This is a genomic window from Acinetobacter sp. YH12131 (genome assembly GCF_013418635.1).
Taxonomy (GTDB): Bacteria; Pseudomonadota; Gammaproteobacteria; order Pseudomonadales; family Moraxellaceae; genus Acinetobacter; species Acinetobacter towneri.
In genome coordinates, this window is the sequence record NZ_VPBQ01000009.1 from 1 (window position 1) to 26,529 (window position 26,529).

Below are 26,529 nucleotides of genomic sequence, written 5' to 3' on the forward strand. Positions count from 1 at the left end.
ATGATCAAACTCTTCAGTTAAAATCATTTTGAACCTTTAATCTAAGGCTCCAAATCTGGCTCATCAATTTTCTGACTTAAATTTCGCTCAAATAAACTTCGAGTAATTTAAACCAATTAATCAATGAAATATTTTCGATTAATCAATCAGTAAAAATCCACACAAGTTGTTCTTCATAATTTCTTAATGATCTTCTCGATGCTTCGTCAGCATCAAGCTAGGTCGGCTATACTACTCTCTATTTCTAGAAAGTCAACATGCAATGTTGATTTTATTTTCAAACCCATCTACTCAAACCAAACTCAATCAATCTCAAACCAATCAACCAAGCTATTGTTTTTTAACAAGTTTTTATCAACATCACCGCCGATGGATGTGCATTATAGGTGAAATATTTTGCCTTGCAAGACTTTTTTCAAAAGAAATATATCGGGTGTTTATTTTTTGTTCATTTTTGCTTTTTCTACACACATTTTGAGCAAATTTGCTTTAATACATCGTTTCAATTAACTGTTACTATATACCTATCGGCGATATAACAGCTTTTGCTTACTCAGATTTAAGCGCTAGGATTCTTTATGTATCAACAAAAATATCTTTGGGTGTGCCTTGTTTCTTTAGGATTCATCACCTCAACACATGCGACAACGCCTTCTACTGAAGAAGTTGCTCAAGAAGAAACTACTGAAGTTATTGCGGCAGATTCATCTTCTGAAACTAAAAGTAGTCGTTTGAATGCGCTTAAAGAATTAAAAAATGTAAAAGCCAAAGATTTAAAAGTGAATGCAAATGCTGCACAACCCGATGAAGTCAAAGACCCACTGCAACCTTTGAACCGTCAGATTTATGCATTCAACGATATGTTAGATCGTAATATCGCGCGTCCACTTGCGGTTCAATATACAAAGAAAGTCCCTGGTGAAGTGCGCGGGTCATATCGTCAATTCCGAAAAAACTTGGGCGAACCTTGGAATGCGGTTAACCAATTGATTCAAGGCCGCCCTTTACGTGCCGCAAAAACTTTAGGTCGTTTTAGTTTAAATACGATTACTACTTTAGGCATGGCTGACCCTGCACGTCGTTTAGGTTTAGACACGGAAGAAGAAAATTTTGGTACAACCTTGGGCTACTACGGTGTCCCTTCAGGGCCTTATGTCATGCTACCAATTTACGGCCCAAGTACTTTCCGTGATGGTTTCGGCACACTTGTAGATGGTCAGGCACGTCCACAAAAATACATTTTAGATGGCAATGACCGTTTATATTGGTCGGAGCAAGTTATGCGCGGCCTAGATACGCGCTCGCAACTCCTAGATGTAGAACAAGTATTACAGGGCGATAAATATGCCGCGATTCGGGATATTTACTTGCAACGTAAAAACTTTGAAATTGCGGAAAAGAAAGGACTCGATGCAGATAGTATTTCTTTTGTAGATGATGAAAGCGAAGAACTTTTTGATGATCAAGAAGAAATAAACCCGCCTGAAGAAAGCAAAGAATAATTTGTAAAACATTTTACTCAAGGTGAGTTTTTACTTTCCTTGAGTATTCAGGCATTGTTATAGTAACGCTTTGTTTAGGTTCAGGGTCAACACAAAACTCTATGTATTTCATTCAACCCACACGTGATATTCCATATCTAGAACAGGTGCTCGACACACTTCCTAGTGTGCAAATGATTCACATAGATGACATCAGCTTGTATGACCCAACCATTATTGCAATTGCCGATGTGCAAGATTATTTAACACATCAATGGAATTTACCCACGATTGTATTGGCCTTTGAAGATGAAGGCACAGCATTGGTGCAAGCATGGGAACAAGGCGCTTTAGCAGGTTGGTTGTGGAGTCGTTTACCAGAAAATCCACCACAAGCCTTACGCAAAATAGACGCACAATATAAACGCAATCAAGACAGCCGTGACTTACCTTCTGCGGCGGAATTACAAAAAAAATTACTGCCCAATCCTATCGAACTGTGCAACTACCGTGTAGATACGTTATTTAAGCCTTCGGCTTATTTGTCGGGCGATTGGTTTGATTACTGGAAAATCAGTGATAAAGAAATCATGTTCTATTTAGCCGATGTCTCTGGGCATGGTGTAACTAGTAGTTTACTAACGTCTTGGATGGCTGCATTTCATGGTCGCTCCAAAACACCACGCGAACTGATTAAGAAGCTGAATGGCATGTTGGTTCAAGAAAATATTGAAAAGCATATCACCATGATTAGTGGGATTTTAAATATTGAAACCCACGAACTGCGTTGGTCGAGTGCGGGGCATTATCCACCTGCCATTATTATCGAACCCAATCAAGCACCTAAAATTTTAAATACCAGTAGTTTTCCTTTAGGACTGACTGAAGATTTAGAAGTTGAGGAATTTGAGTGCGTATTAAATAAACAGGCACGTTTTATTATCTGCTCCGATGGTGCGTTAGAACCTTATAGCGGTGGTTTGAATGAACAGTTTGAACAATTGGTCTTTCACTTGCAAAATCAATCATTCCAAGCACCCGATCATGTAGCCGATGACATTGCAATCTTGAGTTTGTGTCGAACAAAATAACCAACAAATCAGCCAGTTAACTTCTTAACCCTAGATATACGACTGTAAGCTACTTGAGTCTATATAGTCGCTATGGGATAATTATCTAATCCTTCTCTGCAAATGGCATTTATATGTCAACAGGTCATGTTGAATATGCAAGTTTGAATGGAACGCATATCTTTAAGCTTTTTGGCGAAGTGCGTGCCCAATCTTGTATTAGTCTAGACAAACTACTCAGTAAAATTGAACAGCAATCCAATGTGGTGGGTGCAATTGTAGATTTAACCCAAACTACATTTATTGACAGTACAGTTTTAGGTATATTGGCTAAGCTAGGCTTAAAACTAAAACAAATCCATCAAATTCAGGCAGTTATGCTATCTACTAATCCAGACATTACTACGCTCGCAAATAGCATGGGCTTAGGACAGGTGTTTGTGATTTTAAATTACTGTGGCGATCCGACAGTCTGCACGCGTGAGCTGGTAGAAGAACACGTCACGCATAGCAATATGCTCACCACAGTATTAGATGCCCATAAAACCCTCATGAAGCTGAATGAAAACAACCAAAATATGTTCGAACCTTTGGTGAAACAGCTACAAAAAGAACAAGATAATCTTGATCAGTGTGCTGAGAAAAATCAGCAGAACGCTTGATCTTCACTCAGGAATGCTTTGATGACTTTACTTTCTGTTGCTCAAATGAACTCGCAAAACGATATTGAAGAAAACTTCAAAATCATTGAAACATTGATTCAACAGAGTAAAGCTGATGGCGCTGAACTGATCGTTTTTCCAGAAAACTTTATCTGTTTTGCGGCCGGTAAACAACGTGAAACCGCGACACAGTTTGAAAGTATTCAACAGCGTTTGGAACAGCTTGCACATCAATATCAAATCTGGATTGTGGCGGGTACATTGCCCTGCCCATATCGCCCTGATGGTTCAACAATTGCAGATGGTCGTGTGCGTACGGTCAGTTTATGTATTAGCCCAGAAAAAACTGAAGCACGTTATGACAAAATTCATTTGTTTGATGTGCAAGTTGGTAACTCTGTTGGTGGTTATCAGGAATCTAAGTTTTTTGAACCCGGCTCTGAAGTCGTTGTGGCGAAAACACCGTTTGGCAACATTGGCTTAATGGTGTGTTATGACTTGCGCTTTCCTGAATTGGCCTTAACTTTACGTGCGCAAGGCGCCAATATTTTAACTGCGCCATCGGCTTTTACTTACACCACAGGTCAAATGCATTGGCAATTGCTCTTGCAGGCGCGTGCCATGGATAGCCAATGTGCTGTACTGGGTGCCGCACAACAAGGTTGGCATGGTGAAAAGCGTCAAACTTGGGGGCATGCTGGAGCAAGCAACAGCCGCGGTCAAATTTTAGCAATCACCGCAGAAGAAGGCGCTCAACTACTCACGGTTCCTTTTGACTTAGACGAACAGCAACAGATTCGTGCATCAATGCCACTGATGCAGCACCGTGTTTTGGTTCAATATTGATTTTCACTCTGTATAAAATTACAAAAAAACTGAATATTATTTAAACAAAATCCCCCACGATATGATTTTGAACCATCATCTGAGGGATTAGAAAAATGACTTTAGAAAAAGCAGTTTATACAGCCCATGCAAAAGCCACTGGTGGTCGTGATGGTCGTGCAACGACGTCCGATGGTCATTTAGATGTTCAATTGGCGGTGCCGAAAATTATGGGGGGTACAGGTAATGGTACGAATCCTGAACAACTCTTCGCCGCTGGTTATTCAGCCTGTTTTTTAGGTGCAATGAAATTTGTGTCTAACCGAGATAAAATTTCGATTGCCCCTGCTGCCTATGTTGAAGGTGATGTTGGTATCGGCCCTATTCCAACAGGATTTGGTATTGAAGTGACGCTTAATATTCATCTTGAGGGTATGGATGCAAGCGAGGCACAGAAATTGGTCGATGCTGCACATATTGTCTGCCCTTATTCCAATGCAACACGTGGCAATATCAATGTAACGTTAAATGCGATTACCTGATGAACTCCTACCCTAAAACAAAATGTTTTAGGGTAGCTTCCTAAATTATCAAAATAAATTTTATAAAAAATATAGCCTTATATTTCAAACATAAATAAGATAAGACGAATAATTAAAACCGAGTTTATAAGAAATGTCTGCGTTATTTTATGTATGGGATGCTGAACAGCATCATTTTCAAACAACAATTTCTACATTAGAACAGGCAGAATATTTTGCAACCAATCCTCAAGATTTAGGTTTTACAGAAAATCTGAAAAATTGGCTCATTGAAGTTGAAAGTATTGTGACTAATCCTGAACTTGCAGAAAATTTCGATGAAGAAATTATCCAGTTCTTTAGTAATGTAAAGGGCTTCTTTAACTTTTCTACGAATGTTTTTGTGATTGAATATTTGCAGGAAAAAAGTAAATACCTTTATAAAATATTGGTCGAAACATTGCGCAAGCATAATCTCGTTGCTTTTGATGCAAAGCATTATGTGTTTTTTAGTCGGGATGTTATTTTCCCCGATCAGAAAAGTATTGAACAGATGTTAAGCTCTGTCGAAGCAGTATCAAGAGAACAGTTATTACAATTTAAAGCTATACCACAAACACAAGAGAAGCTCAGTATTTTTGCAGATCAGTGGTTAGATTTAAATAAAGAATCTTTAAATTTTATAAAGCAGAGAAAAAAAAATCAATTTAACGAAACTATATATCATCGAGATTTTAATGATCAAATATATGAAGGTATATTAATACTATGTTCAAGTAAAAAAAATGTTTTAGCATATAGCCAAATTGCTTTGGGAAGTTATATTCAAATTTCATCAGAAAAAGCAATCCGTATACTACGCCAACATTTTATAGATGATCATACCTTGCAGTATTTACCCAATATTCATGGAATAGAGGGGGAAGCAATTCATTTTAATGATCCACAACAATTGCAGCACGTGTTACAACAAGTTTATGATTTTTTAATTTATGATGAAGAAAAACATAAAGATCTGGAAACTTTAAATCAGTGGTTGAATCATGGAGATGAAAAAGAATATATCACAGGTCTAGGTGCTATCTCACGTTTAGTGTTAGCAAAGTATGTTAATGATCCTTTATATAATCAATTGATGCAGGAAGCTTTGCCATATGTAAATAGAAATAGATTTTTTAAGAATATGACTTTAGATCAATTCTATGAAAGATTAGAAATGGAAATAAAAGAGATTTTAGAAAAATAAGCTAATTTCATACCTACCAAAATATAAGATGCACTTTATAAGTACATCTTATATTTAAAAATTACAGAAAAACTCTCTACTCCGCCGCTTCATTGGTGACTCGAAGCACTTCTTCCAATGTGGTTTTACCGGCCAACACTTTGCGCAAACCATCATCCCGAATAGAACCCGACTGTTTACGCGCATAGGTTTCAATTTCATATTCCGCAGCATTGCCATGCACTAGACGGCGCATTTGATCATCGACCGGGACAATTTCATAAATGGCAGTACGCCCGATAAATCCGGTATGTGAACAGTGCTCACAACCTTTGGGTTGCGGTAACTTCAGTTCAGTGCCGACATCTAAATGGCGGAAAATTTCTGTTTCAAAAGCATCCGCTTCATGCCATGTTGCACAACGTGGACATAAGGTACGAACCAAGCGCTGGGCAATCACACCAATTAAAGAACTGGCAAGTAAAAACGGCTCAATTCCCATATCTTTTAGACGGGTAACTGCACCAATGGCAGTATTGGTGTGCAGTGTAGATAGCACCAAGTGACCTGTTAAAGACGCCTGCACCGCAATTTCGGCAGTTTCTAAATCACGAATCTCCCCCACCATCACCACGTCTGGGTCTTGACGCAGCATCGCCTTTAAAGCACGTGCGAAGGTCATATCCACTTTGGTGTTGACCTGTGTTTGCCCAATCCCTTCCAGCTGATATTCAATTGGGTCTTCTGCGGTCAAAATATTTTTAGAACCATCATTCAAGTCTGACAATGCAGCATACAAAGTCGTGGTTTTACCCGAACCCGTAGGCCCTGTGACCAAAATAATCCCGTGTGGGCGATGCACCAATTGTTTTAGACGTTCATAATCATTTTGCATAAGCCCCAGATGAGTCATGTTCAAACGACCTGCCTGCTTGTCCAGCAAACGCATCACCACTCGCTCGCCATGTGAAGATGGCAGTGTTGAAACACGTACGTCCACCTCACGACCTGCCAATCTAAGCGAAATACGACCATCTTGAGGAATACGTTTTTCAGCAATATCGAGCTTGGCCATGACTTTAATACGTGACACCAACAGCGGCGCCAATTCACGGCGTGGTTGCACAATTTCACGTAGCTGGCCATCGACCCGTAAACGCACCGACAGTTTCTTTTCAAATGATTCAATATGAATATCGGATGCACCGACCCGAATCGCTTCAGACAACAAGGCATTGATTAAACGCACAATAGGTGCATCATCTTCCTGATCCATTAGGTCTTCTGCTTCAGGTACAGAGTCTGCCAAACTGAGCAAATCAGGATGATCTTCCAGCCCTGCCGCGACTTGCTGAGATTCGCCAGTATCACCTGCAAAACTGCTGCTTAATAATTGATGAAATTCTTGATCGCTACAAAGTTGATGCTGCGCAGGATGTCCCAAAAAACGACGTGCTTCCTGAATTGCAAGCATAGGGGTATTTTCACGACGTACAATAAAGGCATGATCGCCCTCATAACGAATCAGCACCCCATGCCGTTTGGCGAAGCTATACGGTATTTGTAATTGTTTCAGTACTTGCATCAGCGATTATAATAATGATGAAAAAATTTAATTTGAGTGTACTCTAAGCGTATGACAGCGTGAAGTCTGTTTTTCACTGATTTATCAACAAAGGGATAGGCCATTGTCACAAAATCATGAGATTTCGGAACTCGATTCACCCAAATTAAAATGGTGGGGTGACTATGAGTTTGAGCTTAATCGTCCTAAAGCATGGCAATTTGGTTCATTGTTATTGCGTTTAACCCGCGGCATGCAAGAATGGCGTTTGGAATACTATCGTCCGCAAATTCAATACGATTATGAACAGCAATGGCACACGATTGACGATCCTGAATTTGCGTTTCCACAACCTGTGAAAGTTGAACGCTATATGTTCAAATCGACACAGAGCAAATTACAACTGATGCCACGTTTAGCAGACCGCTCTGTGGTGATTAAACCTGTTGATCCAATTTATATTCCTGCGGGGCAACGCGGCACCCTGTATATCAGCACGCCATTGTGGATGGCAGGATTTGTAGATGGCCAACGTGAACCCATTTTTGACCTGCCTATTATTCGCCCAAAAGATACTTGGTTTGGCCCGAATCATCGTACCGGTGAAATTTGCTATGCCACGGCGGTGGATGGTCGTACTGAATTACATCAGCTCAAACCACGTGCCTTTCGTGCAGTGACTCCTATTGAATTTCACAATACCAGTAATCAGCAATTGCGCTTTGACCGTATGAGTGTACCTGTACCTGCGCTGCCTTTATTTTTTAGTGAAAGTACAGGGCGTTTATGGACTTCACAAATTAGAGTCATGCATGAAGGTTTAGACCGCCCGCCACGGATTCGGATTGAAAACCGCACACCACCACATGCAGGTGAAGTCACCTATTTACAGCCACCACGTGAAACGGCAGGTGCGTTGTTTAATATGTTTGAGTCATTTTTCTAAGAGGATGTCATGGCAGATTCCAATATTTCCAAAGAAATCACCAACAGCCTCAAAGGGATATTTACCAGTGTCAATACAGATCGCTTGACCGAAATTTTGGTAGCAGTGGTACTGTCACTCATTGGTTTTTTAATTGCACGTTTTGTTTCCAATACCTTTGTACGTACCATAGGTGCGCGTTTTAATGCACATCAACGCTTGGTCTGGCGACGCGGAATTTTCTATTTTATTTTTCTGCTGTTTGTGATGGCTAGCCTTAAGGAGGCAGGCTTTAAGCTAAGTGTTTTCTTGGGCGCAGCAGGTATTTTAACGGTAGCACTTGGTTTTGCATCCCAAACATCAGCCTCTAACTTAATTAGTGGTATGTTCCTGATTGGTGAAGGCTCTTTTGAGGTGGGTGATACCATTCAAATTACCCTGATTCGTGGGCATACCATTGAAGGCGAAGTGATTTCAATTGACCTGCTTTCAGTGAAATTACTGACCCAAGACAATATTTATGTGCGTTTGCCCAATGAACAATTAATTCGTGCCCCTGTACATAACCTGTCCAAATTTCCAATACGGCGTGTTCCAATTACGCTCGCCATTAATTTCCATGAAGATATTATTAAAGTACGTGAAGTCTTGCTGAGTGTCGCCAATCAATATCCGCTAGTTTTATCTGACCCAAAACCAGCAGTGACGGTTACAGCTTTCCGAGAGTCTTCAATTGAATTGTTATTTGCAGTGTGGTGTCAGCAAGAAAACTTCTTAAAAGTACGTGATGAAATGCAAGAACGTATTCGTAATGGTTTCTTGGACAATTGCATTGAAATTCCTGTACCAAAAATGGGTTTTGTTGATCATCCATTATCACGCCCCTTGAGCAATGACGAACTTGATCAGTACGCCAATGCTAAAGAACTCAAACGAGAACCTGACTTAAAGTAATCGTTTTGAATCACACCCACTTCGTCATAAATACAACCTGAGCGCCATCTTAAGTTTTAGAAGATGGCGAACTGTTGTTTTTAGCAAGATCAGGTTCAGGAATTGGAGCAATATAGGCAATCAGCAGCATACCCAATCCTGCCGCAAAGAATGAGAGTACCCGCATAAGAGTGCCAATATTGGATAAATCCAAAAGTACCAGTTTCAAGGTCACCATCACCAAAATACTGCTACCTAGAATCCATAAGGCACGTAATTGCTTGAAACTGGCAATCCACATTGCAATACATGCCAAACTGACCCAAAGTACAGTCAGGCTTAACTGTACGGTGGCATCTTGCCAAACGGCAATCTCGTTGATTGGCGTACCTAAATACAAATGCAAGGCACGCAAAAGAACATAACTGCTTAACCATAGCAGACTGACAACCATAATCACCGCAGCTAAGCCCTGATCTAAATCAGTTTTCCGCTGTAAATTCAGCATCCATAAAATAGCCACCAACATGGCGATACTGACCAGATCAAATGGATTCAAAATTGGCAAAACATAGCCATAAAATGCCTGCTCATTGAGCAGTTGTGAACACAACATCCAAAATAGCATTAAGACCAAGTTACTGCGCGCATACCAGAACATACGCCAGTCTGACTCTGGCTTTTGCCACCAGCACCATGCTGCAAATATCAGCGGTAAAATCACCACACTGCTATAAGGATGCTCAGGTAACAGCGTTAAACTTGCCAGTGCTAAAGCAGGAATTAGCCCCAAACTCACCCAGACTTTATCGGTGCGTACCGTCCATAAAGGGCGTAACCACAAAACACTGAGCAAGAGTGCAAACAGTGCAAATAACATTCGTTCTGCGCCTGATACCCATTGAATTGCCCCATCATAATCACGGCTGATCACTAAAGATAAAGCAGCGAACATGACTGGAGTGAGTCCCAACCACTTCGGCAGTAGCCAAGACCACGTGGCCTGTCGTGAAAGCATGACTTCATTCATACATACATAGGCGCTGACGATTGCCAGCAGCGTCCAAACCATGGCATGTTCGCCAACTAAGCTGTCTAGACCTAACCACAACCACAGACTGCTGGCAGACAGCAGCATGAAACAAAATATGCTGATCGTACCTGTGCTGAGTTGTGCTCGAAAATCTGCTTTGCTGTTGGCCATTAATACCACAGCGGCATAACTCAGACTGAGTACCCAGTAAATACTGTGTTCAAAATATGGCAGCTCCACCAAGTAATACAGTCCCGATAACCCTGCAACAGCGAACAAACCTAAAGCCAAATAACGACTGATTGAAGATACTTTGATTAAGGCAAAAGCAAAAACTGCCACACCTTGCAGTGCCCACCCGATTACGCTCCATTGCTCAGGTAATAAAATAGGCGGGATCAGCAAGCTGAAAATCAGCATCAGACTAAAATAACTCTGTGCAATAAACTTGGTTTGTGAACGCTGTCGGGTCAGCGTATATAAGGCTGCAAAAATCACAGCAAAGACCAGACTAAAAGCCGCTTGCCATCGAGTTTCTTCAAAATACATCACATATAAATAGGCGTAAGCGACAATAGGTGCACCAAAAATCAGGGCAAGGTCCAAAATAGGTTTGAATTGGAAAGTGGCGATATCATCCTGTGCCAAAAGTTGACTAAAGCGAAAACCGAGCCAAATAAAAATTGCCGCATGTGCCAACAATAAAGCACTTAAAACCTGACGTTCAAACACATACCCATGATAAAAGGCATAGCCACCACCCACGATAGCCGTCATTAAAAATGCAACCTGATTCAGGTATTTCCAAGGGCGCACACTGCTTAAAATTGCTACCGCTACATTAATCACTAAATAATAGGCAATCAATTCAATGGCTGTGGCATTGCGAACAGGTAAGGTAAAGGGCGCAAAATAAGCAATCAACATTGCCATTAATGCCAGTTCGATAGACTGTTGTTTCAAACTCAGCCAAAGCGTGAGCAACATTACAGCGATAAAACACACACTGGCCATCGCTAAATTAGGAATGACCAAGTTGTAATAGGCAAAAAACAAGGTCAGACACAGCCCTGCCAAACCTAAACCTTGCACCCCTAAAGCAAAGCTCCGATTTTTTGTACGTAGCAAATAACCCAATACGGTCACCGCAGCACTTACAGCTGCAACAAACATGAGTTTGACTGCCAAACTAAATTGCCAATGTTCGGTGGCGAAACGTAGCAGCAACACCACACCAATTAACAATACGACAATGGCGACTTTCAAGACAGGATTGCCATGCAATAACCATGTTTGCGCCTGCTCGAGTAAACTAGGATGAGATGTCCGTGTTTGTGATGATGTCTGCGCAGATGGATGAATGAAATCTTGATTTACAGCATGACTTTCAACAAAATGCTGTTCTGCTTGAGTTGCCAAAATAGCTGGAGATGAAGCTGACTGAGTCGTTAACTCAGAAGAATTGTCTGCCCCAGTCTGTGCTAAATCAATTCTCGATTCTGCAATGTCATCTTCTGGCGTGTGTTTCCTTTCAGGTACAGCATTTTGAAGGGTAACAGTTGCTGCTAAATCTGTAGTGGTTACATACGGTGCTGATGTATTTGTAGTAGACACCTCTGTTTGAGATGCACTTGTTTGCTGCCGTTGCTGAATTTGATAAACCGCCTGTTCCAAACGAGAAAGCCAACGCAACAACAGAAAAATCCATGCACCCACAGCAAGCGACACAATCAAATACCAATCCAGCAACATACCCAGCATGACAATCATTGCTGCCAAATACATCGGCACTTTTGAAGTAGGTACATAGCGCATAGTTCGTGCATCTATGTTGTATTCCAAGGCTTGTTGCACGCGCCCACAATACAGCATGATACTCATACCCGCCGCAATCACGCACACATAACTCAGCATGGGTACATCCAACCACCATGCACCCATTGCAACAACCATCAATACCATGAACCAAATGATTCGAATTTCACTCTGCCTTGTCTGCATTGCTCTTCATTGTGCTTATATTTTCTCTTGGCTCTGATCATACAACAGCTAGCCTGATTCTGAATCAGGATTCATCAGCAATTCAGTAACCGCTTCGACCGCTTGTCCACTTGCACTAAAAATCAGTTTCTGCGACAACTGCAAAAATCACGTACAATAAACTGCTTATTTGCAGAAGGAATCAATCCATGCCACCATTTGTCTTGGTCGATGGCTCATATTTTCTATTTCGTGCCTTTCACGCACTACCACCATTAACCACGTCAACTGGTTTACATACCAATGCAATTCGTGGAGCAATCTCTGCGATTCAAAAACTCATGCGTCGCACCCAGCCAACCCACATGGCTGTTATTTTTGATACGCCTGAACCAACTTTTCGCCATGAATTATCACCTATCTATAAAGGTGACCGCCCAAGTATGCCTGAAGAGCTATCTCAGCAAATTCCATACTTACATGCCTTAATTCGTGCCTTGGGTATTCCGTTATTTATGCTGCCTGGCGCTGAAGCCGATGACATTATTGGCACACTGGCCAAACGTGCAGAGGCCGAAGGACAGCAAGTACTGATTTCTACTGGCGATAAAGACATGGCGCAATTGGTGACTGAAAAAGTCACCCTTGAAGACAGCTTCAAAGAAAAGCCGATGGATATTCAGGCGGTGTTTGACAAGTTTGGAGTATGGCCTCATCAAATTATTGATTACCTGACCCTAATGGGCGATGCCTCGGATGGCATTATGGGCGTACCTGGTATTGGTGCCAAAACTGCAGCCAAATTGCTGACCGAATACGGCTCCATTGGTGCTATTTTAGAAAATGCCGACAATATTAAAGGCAAAGTTGGACAAAATATTAAAGATAACGCGGATGGCATCGCATTAGACCATCAACTGGCCAGTATCGTTTGTGATTTGGACTTGGACTTTGGTTATTCTGAGCTAAAACTACAAGAACCAGATGTCGAAGCCTTACGTAATTTATATACCGAACTTGAGTTCCGTAATCAGCTGCAATCGCTGGATCATCCAAATAATCCAAACAACCGTAATTATCAGCAAGCGGCAAAAACAGTGACACCACCGACAACCAGTGAAATTGCGACAGAAGATCAGGCCACTCAAGGTAGCGTAGATGATCAACTGGGTTCTGCAAGCTATCACACCATTTTAGATGCACAGCACTGGGATGCCTTACTGCAACGTCTGAATACGGCACAGCGTTTCGCATTTGATACGGAAACCACCAGTCTAGATTATCGAGTTGCGGAAATTGTTGGTTTTTCTGTGGCGTTTGATGCAAAAGATGCCTATTACGTGCCTTTAGCACATGATTATGTAGGCGCACCACAGCAGCTCGATCGTGATCAGGTTTTGGCGCAAATCAAACCAATTTTAGAAAATGATGCCGTAGAAAAAATTGGACATCATTTAAAGTATGATGCGCATGTGCTTGAAAATCACGGTATTCATTTACAAGGTTGGTATTTTGACACCATGTTGGCGTCTTATGTACTTAACTCGGTGGCGACTCGTCACGGCATGGATGATGTAGCACGTTTATATTTAAGTCACTTGACCACATCTTATGAGCAAATTGCGGGTAAAGGCGTTAAGCAAAAAACCTTCAATCAAATTGAAATTGAAACGGCAGCACATTATGCCGCAGAAGATGCGCACGTCACTTACCGTTTATATGAAGTGCTGTCTGCGAAGCTGCAAAAATACCCTGAATTGGTCAATATTTTGCACAACATTGAAATGCCTGTTGCCCGAGTGCTGACCAGTATGGAAGAAAACGGCATTCAGCTTGATTTGCAATTTTTAGATCAACTCGGTGTCGATTTTGCCCAAACCATGCAAGATTTGGAAAATCAAATTGTAGAGTTGGCTGGTGAAAACTTTAACGTCAGCTCACCTAAACAAGTGGGTGAAATTCTGTTTGATAAACTCGGACTCAAAGGCGGCAAGAAAACCGCAACAGGTCAATACAGTACCAGTGAAAGTGTTTTGGAAAAAATTGAGCATCCGATCAGTGGCTTAATTTTAGACTACCGTGGCTTATCTAAGCTAAAAAGCACCTATACCGATGGTTTGCTGAAACAGGCAAATAAGGATACGCATCGGGTGCATACCAGTTATCACCAAGCCTTGACCGCAACGGGACGCTTATCTTCTACCGACCCAAATCTACAAAACATTCCTATTCGTACTGAAATTGGCCGCCAAATTCGTAAAGCCTTTGTTGCACCTAAAGGCCGTGTGCTGTTGGCAGCCGACTACTCGCAAATCGAATTGCGTTTAATGGCACATTTTTCACAAGATGATGCCCTACTCGATGCCTTTAACCATGGACAAGACGTGCACCGCCGTACTGCGGCAGAAGTCTTGGGTATTGCCTTAGAAGACGTAACCTCAGATCAGCGTCGTCAGGCCAAAGCTGTAAACTTCGGTCTGCTCTACGGCATGTCGGAATTTGGCTTAATTCGTCAGCTTGGGTTTACCCGTGAAGAATCACAAAACTATATCAAGCAATACTTCCAGCGTTATCCGGGCATTTATGAATATATGCAACGTACCCGCCAAGTCGCGCTAGAACAAGGTTTTGTAGAAACTATTTTAGGTCGTCGCCTCTATACGCCAGATATTGCTGCACGTAATATGATGGTACGTAAAGCGGCAGAACGTGCGGCAATTAACGCGCCATTACAAGGCTCTGCAGCTGACATTATTAAAATGGCGATGATTGAAGTCGACAAAATGTTACCGCAAGCGCAAGCCAAAATGTTGCTGCAAGTACACGATGAATTGGTATTTGAAGTCGATGCAGATGCGGCAGATGAACTCGCGCCGAAGTTGGCAGAAGTCATGCAATCTGTGGTGGAAATTTCTGTACCATTGGTGGTGGAAGTCGGAAAAGGCAATAACTGGGATGAAGCGCACTAAAGTCGTTGCGCTCTCTTTTTTCAGCACCTTCCTTCGCCTAGAAGGAGGTCAGGATGCAGGTTATTTGTATTTCTGAAGACTCATTAAGGTCGTCAGCCCAAACTTAAACTACAAAAAAAGGACTCAAATCGAGTCCTTTTTAATGTTTTAGGATAATGCGACTTATAAGCCAGTCAGCAATACAATCGCTACCTGATTCATAATAATTTCAGCGATATATAAAGCCAAAAATGCAATAATTGGCGACAAATCAATCATGCCCATGTTCGGCAATAAACGACGAAATGGTGCTAATAACGGCTCTGCCAACTCTTGAATCACCTCAATATACGGGCCACGAGATTGAGTAAACATCACCACCCAACTCAAAATAATGGTGGCAAAAATCAAATAACGACAGAAACGGATTAAATCCTGAATCATAGTAACAAAAGTCAGAATCACTAAGTGAATTGGACTATTTGGCATCGCACCATTTAAGTACATGACACCAAATATTTTGAGTAAATACAGCACCACCAACAAAGCTAAGGCAGCAGAATTGACCCGACCTTTGCCAACTGTTGGAAAGATACGTCCAAATACATCTACAATTTTGGTGGCTTTAATGGTTGAAAGCACCACAGGGTTATAAGGACTCACCGCTGCCAATTGCATTAGGAAACGGAAGAATACGAGCAAAATCGCTACGTTAATGATAATGCCAAAAATTAGCGCAGAATTTGCACCCATACTTAAACTTTCCTAAAATTTAAATTCGTTGTTTTTCAATAATTAAATACTATCACTCAACTCTTGCGCTAATTCTTGACTACGCGTTTTAGCAGCAGCCAACGCCGCCTGAATATTTTGTGAAATTTGTGCATGATCAAACACTTCAATCGCAGCTTGGGTCGTGCCATTTGGTGAAGTCACATTTTTGCGTAATTCTGCAGGTGTATTCGAGCTAGTAATTGCCATTTGCGCAGCACCCAAAGCAGTTTGTAACGTCAGTGCTGTCGCCACTTTTTCATCTAAACCTAAGTTCTTGCCTGCACGAATCATGCTTTCCATCAAATAGAAAAAATATGCTGGCCCTGAACCCGATACAGCAGTTACGGCATCAATTTGCGCCTCAGAGTTTACCCAAATAGTTAAACCTGTCGCTGCCAAAACCTGACTTGCCAATTCACGGTCTGTGCTATTGACCTGTTCGGTTGCATACAAACCATGTGCACCTGTTTGCACCAAAGCAGGCGTATTTGGCATTACCCGCACTACACGTTCTGTACGTAATAACTCAGAAATCGTGGCAGTTTCTGCGCCCGCAACAATCGAAATCACCAGTTTATCTTCAAACTGACCGTGCAATGGACGCAATACTTGTGCCAAAACCTGTGGTTTGACTGCAAATACCACAATATCTGCATCTGCAATCGCGGCCAAATTATCCTCAGTGACATGCACATCTTTTTCTTTTAATAATTCACGCACTTGTTCTACAGGGTCTGAAACTGTAATACGGGTTGGCGGCAAACCTCTGGCAATCAAACCACCAATCAAGGCTTGCGCCATGTTGCCACCGCCAATGAAACTAATATTACAATTCAATACTGCACTCATGATTCACGCTCTTCGTTGAGTTCTTTGTCGTTAAGAGACTAAATTCGGTTGCCATCCATCTGCGACACAATAGTCCGACTGTGCAAGCCAAAAGCCTTTGGGGCTAAAAACGCCTAGCATAACATTATCTAGGCTTAATATTTGAATTGTATGACGCGTCCACGGAAAAATTTGTGCTTCCTGAATGGCTTTTTTCAGTGGCCATGTGCCCACCCGACCATACAAATGAATTTTTTCACCACCCAAACGTGGCCGTAAAGTTAACGGACGATTCAACAAAGTTGCAGATAAACCGACTTTGGCTTGTTGCAGTTGATAACATCCAGACCACACTTGAAAAGTCTGATCTGCCTGCAAACATAACACTTGTTCTTCTGCCTCAAAATGTTCTGCAGCTAAATACTCCGCTTTCGGCAAACGAAATAATTGTTGCTGATAACGCAGATAATAATAATCCTGACAATGTAATGCCGCTTGTGCATCGGCTTTGGCTTGAATCACCTCACGTTGCAAGCGTTCGACCATATCAAAACTTGGGCGATATTGTGCCTGTCCTTTCATCCATGCCGATAATAGCTGACGTTGCCGTGACAAAGACAATTGTTGTAACTGAATTAAATTCAACTGCGAGTCTGTGCCACATGCAGCTAAATCCTGCGCCAAAACTTCTGCCAAAATGTTTTCAGTATCTTGCATCAAGTTTGCAGTACGCGTCACAGCTTGCTGCATTTTAGGAAAACGCTGTTGCACGACAGGCCACAATATTTCTCTTGCCCAAGCTCGGTCATAATGCACATCCTGATTGCTTGGGTCTTGCACATAATCGAGCTTTAATTCAGCGCACCATTGGCAAATCTGCTCACGCGAAATATCTAACAACGGACGCCAAATGCTAATGTCATCACGTACATCGACAGCTTGCATGGCAGCAAGTCCTTGCACACCTGCGCCTGAAAACAAACGCAGCAATACGGTTTCTGCCTGATCTTGCTGATGATGTGCCAATACTAGAACTTCGTTGCTATCTAAGTGCTGCATATAGGCCTGATAACGCGCCTGACGTGCCTGGTTTTCTAAATTACCCTCAGACACATTAACTTTTTGCAACACACACGGTACATTTAAATTCTGGCAGGTGGCTTGCACCAATGCACCCCACTCAGCACTTGAGCTTTGCAATTGATGATCAATGTAAATCGCGCGCACTTTTTCAGGACACAAAAATGACAAAAGATGCAGTAGCAGCATGGAATCCATACCGCCACTACATCCGATTAAAAATTTTGTCTGTGCAGGAAAAGCCTGTAATTGACTTAAGACGCTAGACCTAAATTGTCGCTGCCAAACTTCATTAAACGCTGGTAACGTTCTTCGCATCGTTGTGTTGCATCCATCGCTTGCAATTCATCCAAAGCTTCTTTTAACACATTTTTCAGACTGTGCATGACTTGTTCAGGGTTTAAATGCGCACCCTCACCTTCATCAACCACATATTCTACAATACCAATCTTTTGCAGTTTTTCTGCAGTCAATGCCAATGCTTCACTGGCTTGTTCGGCTTTTTCTGCAGTTTTCCACAGAATAGACGCACAGCCTTCTGGTGAAATAACAGAGTAAATACTGTGTGACAACATCACCACACGATCAGCCACACCAATACCCAACGCACCGCCTGAACCACCTTCGCCCAATACTGTAGCAATTACAGGTACTTTTAAGTTCGACAGTTGTGCCAAGCTGGTCGCAATCGCTTCTGCCTGACCACGTTCTTCTGCACCTACACCTGGGTAAGCACCCATTGTATCGACAAAAGTGAAAACTGGCAGATTAAAACGCTCTGCCATATCCATAAGACGCTGTGCCTTACGGTAGCCTTCTGGATTACACATCCCGAAGTTGTGTTGTAATTTTTCGCGGGTACTGCGACCACGATGTTGACCTATCACCATGACAGGCTGACCATCAAAGCGTGCCAATCCACCGATCATTGCACCATCATCACCAAATAAACGATCGCCATGTAAGGCATCAAATTCAGTGAAAATTTCACCCACATAGTCTAGAAATTGCGGACGTTCAGGATGACGTGCAATTTGCACGGTTTTCCATGCTTTAGATTGAGCAGCTTTTTTCATAAGTCGACTGTTATCCCTAAATTAACCAAATCTTAATCGACAAATTGTTCCGACTGAATATTCAATTCAATGTCCCAATTCTTGAATTGCACTTGTTCATCGTGCAATTCAGCGACAAGCAATGGCCATTGTTTGGCATCACCCGACACGCTGAGCTGCCATTGTTGCGCATTGCGGATGCTTAATTCAATGGCAGGAAGCATCGCATCGCTACGACTTGCGTTGACCAAAACTGCAAGGCGAAGCAACAAACTTAAGTAAACAATTTTATTGCCACCCGCTTTCAGTGCTTCTGTTTTCGCGTCTTGGCGCAACTTTCGACGATGGTTGCCGACCAAATGCGAGAGATAGTTTTGGTCAATTTGTGAGAAACCGGGAATGTCCGAATGTTGCAATAAATATGCACCGTGACGATGATAACTGCTGTGACTGATGGCTAAACCAATTTCATGTAGGTACGCAGCACGACGCAATAAGTCACTATCTTCGTTATTTAATTTTAATGATTCTGCCACGCTGTCAAATAAATGTTGCGCAGTTTTCACCACACGTCCAGCCTGTTTCGGGTCTGAGTTATAACGCCCCATCAAGGCCTGTACACTGCGATCACGAATGTCTTCATGCTGGAAACGTCCCAACAAGTCATACATTACGCCTTCACGCAAAGCCCCATCGGAATACACCAGTTTATCGATATCTAATACATCAAATACCGCATATAAAATTGCCAAACCTGCTGGCAAAACTGCTCGACGGTCTTCTTTTAGACCATCAAATTCCATTTCTGATACGTGTTTAAACTTGAGCAAACGGTCTTTGAGTTTTTCTAAACCTTCACGAGTCAGATTTTCCTGCTCATTGCTCCAGCCCATATTTACCGTAATTTGACGACAGGCTTTAATGGTACCGCTCGAACCTGCAACGGTATCCCAACCTGCTTCTTTATAAGTATTGGCAATCGAATACAGTTCTTTACGCGCTGCAACCACTGCTTTTTCAAAACTGCTCTTGCTAATTTCACCATCGGCAAAATAGGCTTTGGTATAGGCCACACAGCCCATTTGTAAAGATTCGGTATGAATTGGCTCAAATTCTTCGCCAATAATCAACTCTGTCGAACCACCGCCAATGTCAATTACCAAACGACGACCACTATTTGCCATCGTGTGCGATACGCCTAAATAAATTAAACGGGCTTCTTCACGCCCTGCAATAATTTCAATAGGTTTAGGCAAAATTTCTGCGGCTTTTTGAATAAATTCATGTCCATTTTTGGCCTGACGCAATGCGTTGGTTGCCACAATACGCAAACGATTTGACTGCACCGCAGTTAAACGTCCTACAAAACGCGCCAAACATGCCAAACCACGTTGTTGAGCAGCTTCGGTCAAATTCTTATTTTCATCTAAACCTGCGGCCAACTGTACTTTTTCTGACATTGATGCCACTTTTTTTACTTCACCATGATCCACCCGTGCAATTGCCAAGTGAAAACTATTCGACCCCATATCGATGGCTGCGAGTAACTCTTCATCAATTAAAAAATCAGACATTCTTCAAACAAACCTAGATAGAATTGTGCCTAGAGTAATTCACATACACCTAATTTAAAAGCCATTTATCAGCACAATTTGACGACTATTTAAATTTTCTGCATATATGACAATTGTGTTACAGAATTAGCATTTTCGTTTAGCGTTATCGTCACGATCAATTAGACAAATTTGTATTTTGAATGGAAAATCCACAGATTCCCCTACTTTGTTCAAGATGGCTATGTAATACTAACTAAAGCTATCTTAAAAATTATTTGGAGCGTAATCCATGTCTGGCAACATCGTAAACACCACTGATGCAAACTTCGAAGCAGATGTTCTTCAATCGGATACTCCTGTATTGGTTGACTTCTGGGCTGGCTGGTGTGCGCCATGTAAAGCAATTGCACCTGTACTTGAAGTACTTGCAGACGAATACCAAGGCAAAGTTAAAATTGTTAAAGTTGATGTAACCTCTTGCGAACAAACTGCAGTGAACTACAACATCCGTAATATTCCAGCATTATTGATGTTCAAAAATGGTGAAGTGGTTGCACAGCAAGTCGGTGCAGCACCTAAATCTAAATTGACTGCGTTTATTGACGAAAATATCTAAGTCGATTGATCCATCGTCTATTTATAGAGATGATGAAAAAAAATACGCCACGCATTGGCGTATTTTTTTTGCCTACAAATTGACAAGTAGACGTTTCTCTCTTATATTGCATGCTCAGGAAACGCAGGATCTTTCATCCTCTTTCTGAAAAGACACAACACAAAAATGCCGCTCGGCAACAGAAATTGTTTTTCACATTTTTCAATCAAACAATGAATCAGTGCTCTGAATCGTTATTGTGCAAATACAATTGCTTTCATTTTATTGTATGAATGCGGCTAAATGTTGCTCCCTCTCTAACCTGTACCCCAGAATTTTAATTCTATCAGAACCTCTATGAATTTAACCGAACTCAAGAAAAAACCGATTGGCGAACTCATCAAGATTGCCGAGTTTATGGGCCTTGAAGGAATGGCGCGTAACCGCAAGCAAGACATTATTTTTGCCATCTTAAAGCGCCATGCCATGAATGGTGAAGAGATTTTTGGTGATGGCGTTCTAGAAATTCTCTCTGATGGTTTTGGTTTCTTACGCTCAGCTGCAGGTTCATACCTTGCTGGCCCAGATGATATTTATGTCAGCCCTTCGCAAATTCGTCGCTTTAACCTGCGCACGGGTGACACCATTACAGGTACGATTCGTCCACCAAAAGAAGGCGAACGTTATTTTGCTTTGCTCAAAGTCAATCAAATTAACTATGACACCCCTGAAAATTCACGTAATAAAATCTTATTTGAAAACTTAACCCCGCTTTTCCCAACAGAACAGTTGGTGATGGAGTTAGGTAATGGAACAACTGAAGACTTAACTGCACGTGTGGTAGATTTGGTTGCGCCAATTGGTAAAGGTCAGCGTTCAATTATTGTGGCTCCGCCTAAAGCGGGTAAAACCATGTTGCTACAAAACATCGCTCAGTCGATTGTTCGTAACAACCCAGAAGTGTTCTTGATTGTACTTCTCATTGATGAACGCCCTGAAGAAGTGACTGAAATGGAACGCACCGTGCGCGGTGAAGTGATTGCATCAACATTTGATGAGTCACCTGCTCGTCACGTTCAAGTTGCAGAAATGGTCATTGAAAAAGCCAAGCGTTTAGTTGAACATAAAAAAGACGTGGTGATTTTACTGGATTCAATTACCCGTTTGGCACGCGCCTACAACACTGTCGTACCTTCTTCAGGCAAGGTTTTAACAGGTGGTGTTGATGCGCACGCTTTAGAACGTCCAAAACGCTTCTTTGGTGCTGCACGTAATATTGAAGAAGGTGGTTCTCTAACCATTATTTCAACTGCACTGATTGAAACTGGCAGTAAAATGGATGAAGTGATTTACGAAGAGTTTAAAGGTACAGGCAACCAAGAGATTACCTTAGACCGTCGTATTGCAGAAAAACGTGTTTTCCCTGCCATGAACATCAAAAAATCAGGTACACGTCGTGAAGAGCGCTTAATGAGTGAAGATAATTTGCGTAAAGTTTGGATTTTGCGTAAATTGTTACACACTCAAGATGAATTGGCAGCAATGGAATTCTTGCTTGATCGCATGAAAGAAACCAAAACTAATGACGACTTCTTTGATCAAATGAAACGTAAAGCAGCCAATTAAACGGCTATAAATATTAGAACACCTAAAAAAGTCATCTTAAAACGATGGCTTTTTTATTTGGTTGACAAAATTTACATAAAGACACAATTGCACGCGGTATATGTAAACTTATTTTTAAGTAAATGATTATAAAAAAATATTTAGTAAAAACCTTTTAGTTTTTAGCCAGTTACCGTGCAACTCTCCAATCTAAAACGCCAAATTAATTGTTATTTTCTGTTAAAAAAGCACGTATTTTTCGCGTTTTTTTGCCTTTTTTTCAATCAACCTAGTAGCAATTCAAAAAGCGCAGTGATAGCATATTCGCAGACCAGTTAGACTGCGCCTGCGTTGTTAGTGCCTAACAAAATTTAGGAATAATAAAAGCATACAACAGACTAACGTCGGTTTTTTTTAATCTCATATTTTAGAGAGTGATGCCATGTTATTCAAAAAAATCGCTATTGCTGCTGCAGTTGCTACTACTTTAGCTTTCGTTGGTTGTGCTAAAAAAACTGAAGAAGCTGCTGCTGACGCTAACGCTGCTGCATCTGAAGCTGTTGTAGCTGCATCTGAAGCTGAAGCTGCTGCTGACGCTGCTGCTGTAGAAGTTGCTGCTGTAGAAGTTGCTGCTGACGCTGAAGCTGCTGTAGACGCTGCTACTGATGCTGCTGACACTGCTGCTGCTGCTGCAACTGACGCTGCTGATGCTGCTGTAGACGCTGCTGCTGCTGCTTCTGAAGCTGCTGCTCAATAATCGATACGATTATGCAGTACAAAAAGAGAGCCGATGGCTCTCTTTTTTATTTCTGAATATTTTGTCTAAAATTTATTTTACTCAGCACAATATCTCCAAATCGCTCAATCCATCTTTTTCAAGTAGATGATTCAGCATATAAAAGCATTTAACCAAAACACTTAACCCCATTCGGCATTTATTTCGATATAACCTTTTGGTTTCTCATCTCCACGCTCAATTCTTAGGTAGCGTCTTGTTCAGCTCTACAGTGTTTTCATTCATATCCATAGTTTGATTCAAGTCTCCCAATTGCAAGATCAATCACTATGTCTTGCTAAATCACAGCGTCTTTCTAAAATCTCTTATAAAAAGCATAAAAAAAAGCAGATCAATCGATCTGCTCATTTCCCACACGCTGGCGGAATTTCTGCCCTGCGCGGAATGTGACTACACGGCGGGCTGAAATTGGAATTTCTTCGCCTGTTTTCGGGTTGCGACCAGGTCGTTGACGTTTATCACGTAACTCGAAGTTCCCAAACCCTGAAAGTTTAACTTGCTCGCCAGAGATCAGTGCTTGGCTGATCTCATCAAAAAATAACTCGACCATTTGTTTCGCTTCACGGCGGTTTAAACTCGTGAGCTCACTTAAATGATCAGCCATTTCTGCTTTTGTTAATGCTGTCATGAAGCCCTCAATGTCGCTTGGTAAGTGTTTTCCAACACTTGCAGAATGTTATCCATACCAGATTTAATTTCAGCATCTTCAAGTGTACGTGTTGGATGTTGCCATAACAGTGCAAAAGCCAAAGAACGCTTGCCTTGTTCAACACCTTGTCCAGTATACACATCGAATAACCAAGTTGAGTCTAACAGCGCTCCACCCGTTTTTTCAATAAGTTGCTGAATTTCGCTTACATTTATCTTATCACTAATTAAAAGCGCAATATCACGTCTAACCGATGGAAAACGTGATAATTCTGTAAAATTAGATACATAAGTTTGCAAAACTGCTGTTTGATCGAGTTCTGCTACCCAAGCCGTGCCTAAATCCAGCTCATCTTCTAAAGATGGATGTAAACGACCAAAGTAACCAATAGACTGACCATCTACCAAAATTTCAGCAGATTGTCCAGGATGCAACCAAGTACGCTCTGAACGAACATACTCTACCTGCACACGACCTGCAGCTAAAATTTCTTCAATATCGCCTTTAAAATCGAAGAAATCCATAGGCTGAGCTTTAGCATGCCAAGATTCTGCATGTTTAGCACCCACCGCAATCAATGCCAAAGTTGGAATTTGCTTCAAGTCATGAATGCTTGCTGCATGTTGATAATCAAAACGTAAACCCAACTCAAAGAAACGCACACGGTTTTGTTGACGATTCACGTTGTACTGAACGCATGGAATTAAGCTGGATAACAACGTTGAGCGCATTACTGCCAAATCGCTTGAAATTGGATTCGCCAATGCCAACGGATTCACTGCAGGGTTTAATTGTTTTTCCAATTTTGCATCGGCAAAGCTAAAACTAATTGCTTCTTGATAACCCAAAGTCACTGCGGTTTGACGTAATTGCGCAACTTCAAACTGATCTTGGTATTTTGCTAATTGCACATCAATCACAGGCAAACTGATTTGAATGTTGTCATAACCGTGAATACGAGCAACTTCTTCAATTAAGTCTTGGTAAATTGCCATATCAAAACGATGTGATGGTGGTACAACGCTCCACTGACCTTCAGCTTGAACAGTAACTTCGCAGCCTAAACGAGTTAAAGCATCGGCAATAAATGTAGCATCAACGTGATAACCCAAGAGCTGATCGACTTGCGCTTGATTTAACGCAATTGCTTCACGTGTTGGCAATTGTGCTGCTTGTTCTGCCACTGTAATTGGACCAAATTCGCCGCCAGCAAATTCTGCAATCAGTTGTGATGCACGGTTCATCGCCAATAATGGCAATTCAAAATCGACACCACGTTCATAACGCTGTGAGGCATCGGTATGCAAACCATAACGACGTGCACGACCTGCGATATGCAATGGTGCAAAGAAAGCGGATTCAAGGAAAATTTCTGTGGTTTCATCACTTACCGCAGAAGATAAACCACCCATGATGCCCGCCATCGCCAATACTTTTGCGTCATCGGCAATCACCATCACATCATCTTGCAGCTCAACTTCTTGCTCGTTTAACAGCACCAATTTTTCTGCTGCAGTCGCTTGACGAACTTGAATGCCACCTTGAATTTTAGCACCATCAAAAGCGTGCATTGGCTGACCCAATTCAATCAAGACATAGTTGGTAATATCAACCAAAATACTGTGCTGACGGATACCTGAACGTGCCAACGCGCGCTCCATCCACTCAGGTGTAGCGGCTTTGGTATTTACATTTTTAATCACACGACCTAAATAACGTGGGCAGCCTTCCGTCAAACTTTGTACAGTTTTTTCATCCTGAATAGTTGCCGCTACTGCCTGAATGTCAGGTGTATTCACTGGCAATTGGTTAATCACCCCAATTTCACGGGCAATACCACGAATACTGAAACAATCACCACGGTTTGGAGTAATACTGATATCAATGACATGGTCATCTAGATCAAGATATTCACGTACATTCACACCTACAGGTGCATCTGCAGGCAGTTCCAATAAACCATCAAGTTTATCTTCAAGGTCAATTTCTGATGCGCCACAGAGCATCCCTTGTGATTCCACACCACGCAGTTTGCCTTTTTTGATTTTAAAGTCGCCTGGCAATACCGCACCAATGGTTGCCACAGGTGCTTTCATACCTACACGCACGTTTGGCGCACCACACACAATCTGCAACGGCTCACCTGAACCAATATTTACCGTAGTCACACGTAAACGATCTGCATCTGGATGCTGTTCAACCGTTAAGACTTCACCCACCACAACGCCTGTAAATGGCTTTGCTGCTGGTGACATATCATCAACTTCTAGACCCAGCATCGTGAGTTGATTCGATAAAGTATCGCTGTCAATGGCTGGGTTAACCCACGTGCGTAGCCAATTTTCGCTAATTTTCATACATTCATTTCCTGAATCTCCCCTACCCCCTCTTTAATAAAGAGGGGAATTCCCACACTTCTATTTA

The 26,529-nt window shown here is 41.8% G+C and carries 21 protein-coding genes; 12 read left to right on the forward strand and 9 right to left on the reverse strand.

Annotation, left to right across the window (positions count from 1 at the left end; genetic code table 11):
• Nucleotides 1-578 precede the first annotated feature (578 nt).
• The 6 genes from FTU66_RS08090 to FTU66_RS08115 all read left to right on the forward strand — a co-directional run bounded on the left by FTU66_RS08090 (nt 579) and on the right by FTU66_RS08115 (nt 5,805).
• The gene (locus FTU66_RS08090) at nt 579-1,502 is read left to right on the forward strand and encodes a VacJ family lipoprotein (protein ID WP_180112605.1); all 924 of its coding nucleotides are present in this window, start codon (nt 579-581) and stop codon (nt 1,500-1,502) included.
• A gap of 101 nt (nt 1,503-1,603) precedes the next feature.
• Complete coding sequence (gigA, locus tag FTU66_RS08095) at nt 1,604-2,572, forward strand: RsbU family protein phosphatase GigA (RefSeq protein WP_096902424.1); 969 nt, start codon at nt 1,604-1,606, stop codon at nt 2,570-2,572.
• 113 nt (nt 2,573-2,685) lie between these two features.
• Nucleotides 2,686-3,213, forward strand: coding sequence for an anti-anti-sigma factor GigB (gene gigB / locus FTU66_RS08100; protein ID WP_070154874.1), 528 nt, complete (start codon nt 2,686-2,688; stop codon nt 3,211-3,213).
• A gap of 21 nt (nt 3,214-3,234) precedes the next feature.
• A complete protein-coding gene (locus FTU66_RS08105; protein WP_180112606.1) occupies nt 3,235-4,059 on the forward strand; it encodes a carbon-nitrogen hydrolase family protein in 825 nt (274 codons plus the stop codon).
• Between the two features lie 95 nt (nt 4,060-4,154).
• Entirely contained in the window at nt 4,155-4,580 is a 426-nt protein-coding gene (locus FTU66_RS08110) for an organic hydroperoxide resistance protein (RefSeq protein WP_104852447.1), read from the forward strand.
• 133 nt (nt 4,581-4,713) lie between these two features.
• Complete coding sequence (locus FTU66_RS08115) at nt 4,714-5,805, forward strand: hypothetical protein (protein WP_180055949.1); 1,092 nt, start codon at nt 4,714-4,716, stop codon at nt 5,803-5,805.
• A 76-nt stretch (nt 5,806-5,881) separates the two neighbouring features.
• Here FTU66_RS08115 and gspE read toward each other — a convergent pair whose 3' ends face one another.
• Nucleotides 5,882-7,369 (reverse strand): type II secretion system ATPase GspE, encoded by a 1,488-nt coding sequence (gene gspE / locus FTU66_RS08120; RefSeq protein ID WP_180112607.1) that lies wholly within the window; start codon nt 7,367-7,369, stop codon nt 5,882-5,884.
• A 103-nt stretch (nt 7,370-7,472) separates the two neighbouring features.
• On the opposite strand from gspE, the gene FTU66_RS08125 reads away from it, so the two are divergent.
• Both FTU66_RS08125 and FTU66_RS08130 read left to right on the forward strand, forming a co-directional pair.
• The gene (locus FTU66_RS08125; protein ID WP_180112608.1) at nt 7,473-8,294 is read left to right on the forward strand and encodes a hypothetical protein; all 822 of its coding nucleotides are present in this window, start codon (nt 7,473-7,475) and stop codon (nt 8,292-8,294) included.
• A gap of 9 nt (nt 8,295-8,303) precedes the next feature.
• Entirely contained in the window at nt 8,304-9,227 is a 924-nt protein-coding gene (locus FTU66_RS08130) for a mechanosensitive ion channel family protein (RefSeq protein WP_168418882.1), read from the forward strand.
• A 49-nt stretch (nt 9,228-9,276) separates the two neighbouring features.
• On the opposite strand, the gene FTU66_RS08135 is transcribed toward FTU66_RS08130, so the two are convergent.
• Entirely contained in the window at nt 9,277-12,240 is a 2,964-nt protein-coding gene (locus FTU66_RS08135; protein WP_180112609.1) for a DUF2339 domain-containing protein, read from the reverse strand.
• 188 nt (nt 12,241-12,428) lie between these two features.
• On the opposite strand from FTU66_RS08135, the gene polA reads away from it, so the two are divergent.
• Entirely contained in the window at nt 12,429-15,188 is a 2,760-nt protein-coding gene (polA, locus tag FTU66_RS08140; protein ID WP_180112610.1) for a DNA polymerase I, read from the forward strand.
• 162 nt (nt 15,189-15,350) lie between these two features.
• Here polA and FTU66_RS08145 read toward each other — a convergent pair whose 3' ends face one another.
• From FTU66_RS08145 to ppx, 5 genes are read right to left on the reverse strand one after another with little or no spacing between them, the layout of a single operon-like run.
• Nucleotides 15,351-15,920: a YggT family protein gene (locus tag FTU66_RS08145; protein ID WP_180112611.1), complete on the reverse strand. Its 570-nt coding sequence runs from the start codon at nt 15,918-15,920 to the stop codon at nt 15,351-15,353.
• A 42-nt stretch (nt 15,921-15,962) separates the two neighbouring features.
• Nucleotides 15,963-16,790 carry a pyrroline-5-carboxylate reductase gene (proC, locus tag FTU66_RS08150; RefSeq protein WP_004975173.1) on the reverse strand — a complete coding sequence of 276 codons (828 nt, stop codon included), beginning with the start codon at nt 16,788-16,790 and terminating at the stop codon, nt 15,963-15,965.
• A 30-nt stretch (nt 16,791-16,820) separates the two neighbouring features.
• A complete protein-coding gene (gene tilS, locus FTU66_RS08155) occupies nt 16,821-18,167 on the reverse strand; it encodes a tRNA lysidine(34) synthetase TilS (RefSeq protein ID WP_096902429.1) in 1,347 nt (448 codons plus the stop codon).
• Complete coding sequence (locus FTU66_RS08160; protein ID WP_004975170.1) at nt 18,104-18,925, reverse strand: acetyl-CoA carboxylase carboxyltransferase subunit alpha; 822 nt, start codon at nt 18,923-18,925, stop codon at nt 18,104-18,106. Before FTU66_RS08160 ends, tilS begins: the two co-directional genes overlap by 64 nt.
• A 32-nt stretch (nt 18,926-18,957) precedes the next feature.
• A complete protein-coding gene (ppx, locus tag FTU66_RS08165; RefSeq protein WP_004975167.1) occupies nt 18,958-20,478 on the reverse strand; it encodes an exopolyphosphatase in 1,521 nt (506 codons plus the stop codon).
• A gap of 271 nt (nt 20,479-20,749) precedes the next feature.
• Here ppx and trxA point away from each other — a divergent pair, with 271 nt between their 5' ends.
• The 3 genes from trxA to FTU66_RS08180 all read left to right on the forward strand — a co-directional run bounded on the left by trxA (nt 20,750) and on the right by FTU66_RS08180 (nt 23,417).
• Nucleotides 20,750-21,076 (forward strand): thioredoxin, encoded by a 327-nt coding sequence (gene trxA / locus FTU66_RS08170; RefSeq protein WP_004975164.1) that lies wholly within the window; start codon nt 20,750-20,752, stop codon nt 21,074-21,076.
• 336 nt (nt 21,077-21,412) lie between these two features.
• Nucleotides 21,413-22,681 carry a transcription termination factor Rho gene (rho, locus tag FTU66_RS08175; protein ID WP_004975162.1) on the forward strand — a complete coding sequence of 423 codons (1,269 nt, stop codon included), beginning with the start codon at nt 21,413-21,415 and terminating at the stop codon, nt 22,679-22,681.
• Between the two features lie 421 nt (nt 22,682-23,102).
• Entirely contained in the window at nt 23,103-23,417 is a 315-nt protein-coding gene (locus FTU66_RS08180; RefSeq protein ID WP_180112612.1) for a hypothetical protein, read from the forward strand.
• A gap of 370 nt (nt 23,418-23,787) precedes the next feature.
• On the opposite strand, the gene FTU66_RS08185 is transcribed toward FTU66_RS08180, so the two are convergent.
• Both FTU66_RS08185 and pheT read right to left on the reverse strand, forming a co-directional pair.
• A complete protein-coding gene (locus FTU66_RS08185) occupies nt 23,788-24,084 on the reverse strand; it encodes an integration host factor subunit alpha (protein WP_004649746.1) in 297 nt (98 codons plus the stop codon).
• A complete protein-coding gene (pheT, locus tag FTU66_RS08190) occupies nt 24,081-26,462 on the reverse strand; it encodes a phenylalanine--tRNA ligase subunit beta (RefSeq protein ID WP_104852457.1) in 2,382 nt (793 codons plus the stop codon). Before pheT ends, FTU66_RS08185 begins: the two co-directional genes overlap by 4 nt.
• Between the last annotated feature and the right edge of the window lie 67 nt (nt 26,463-26,529).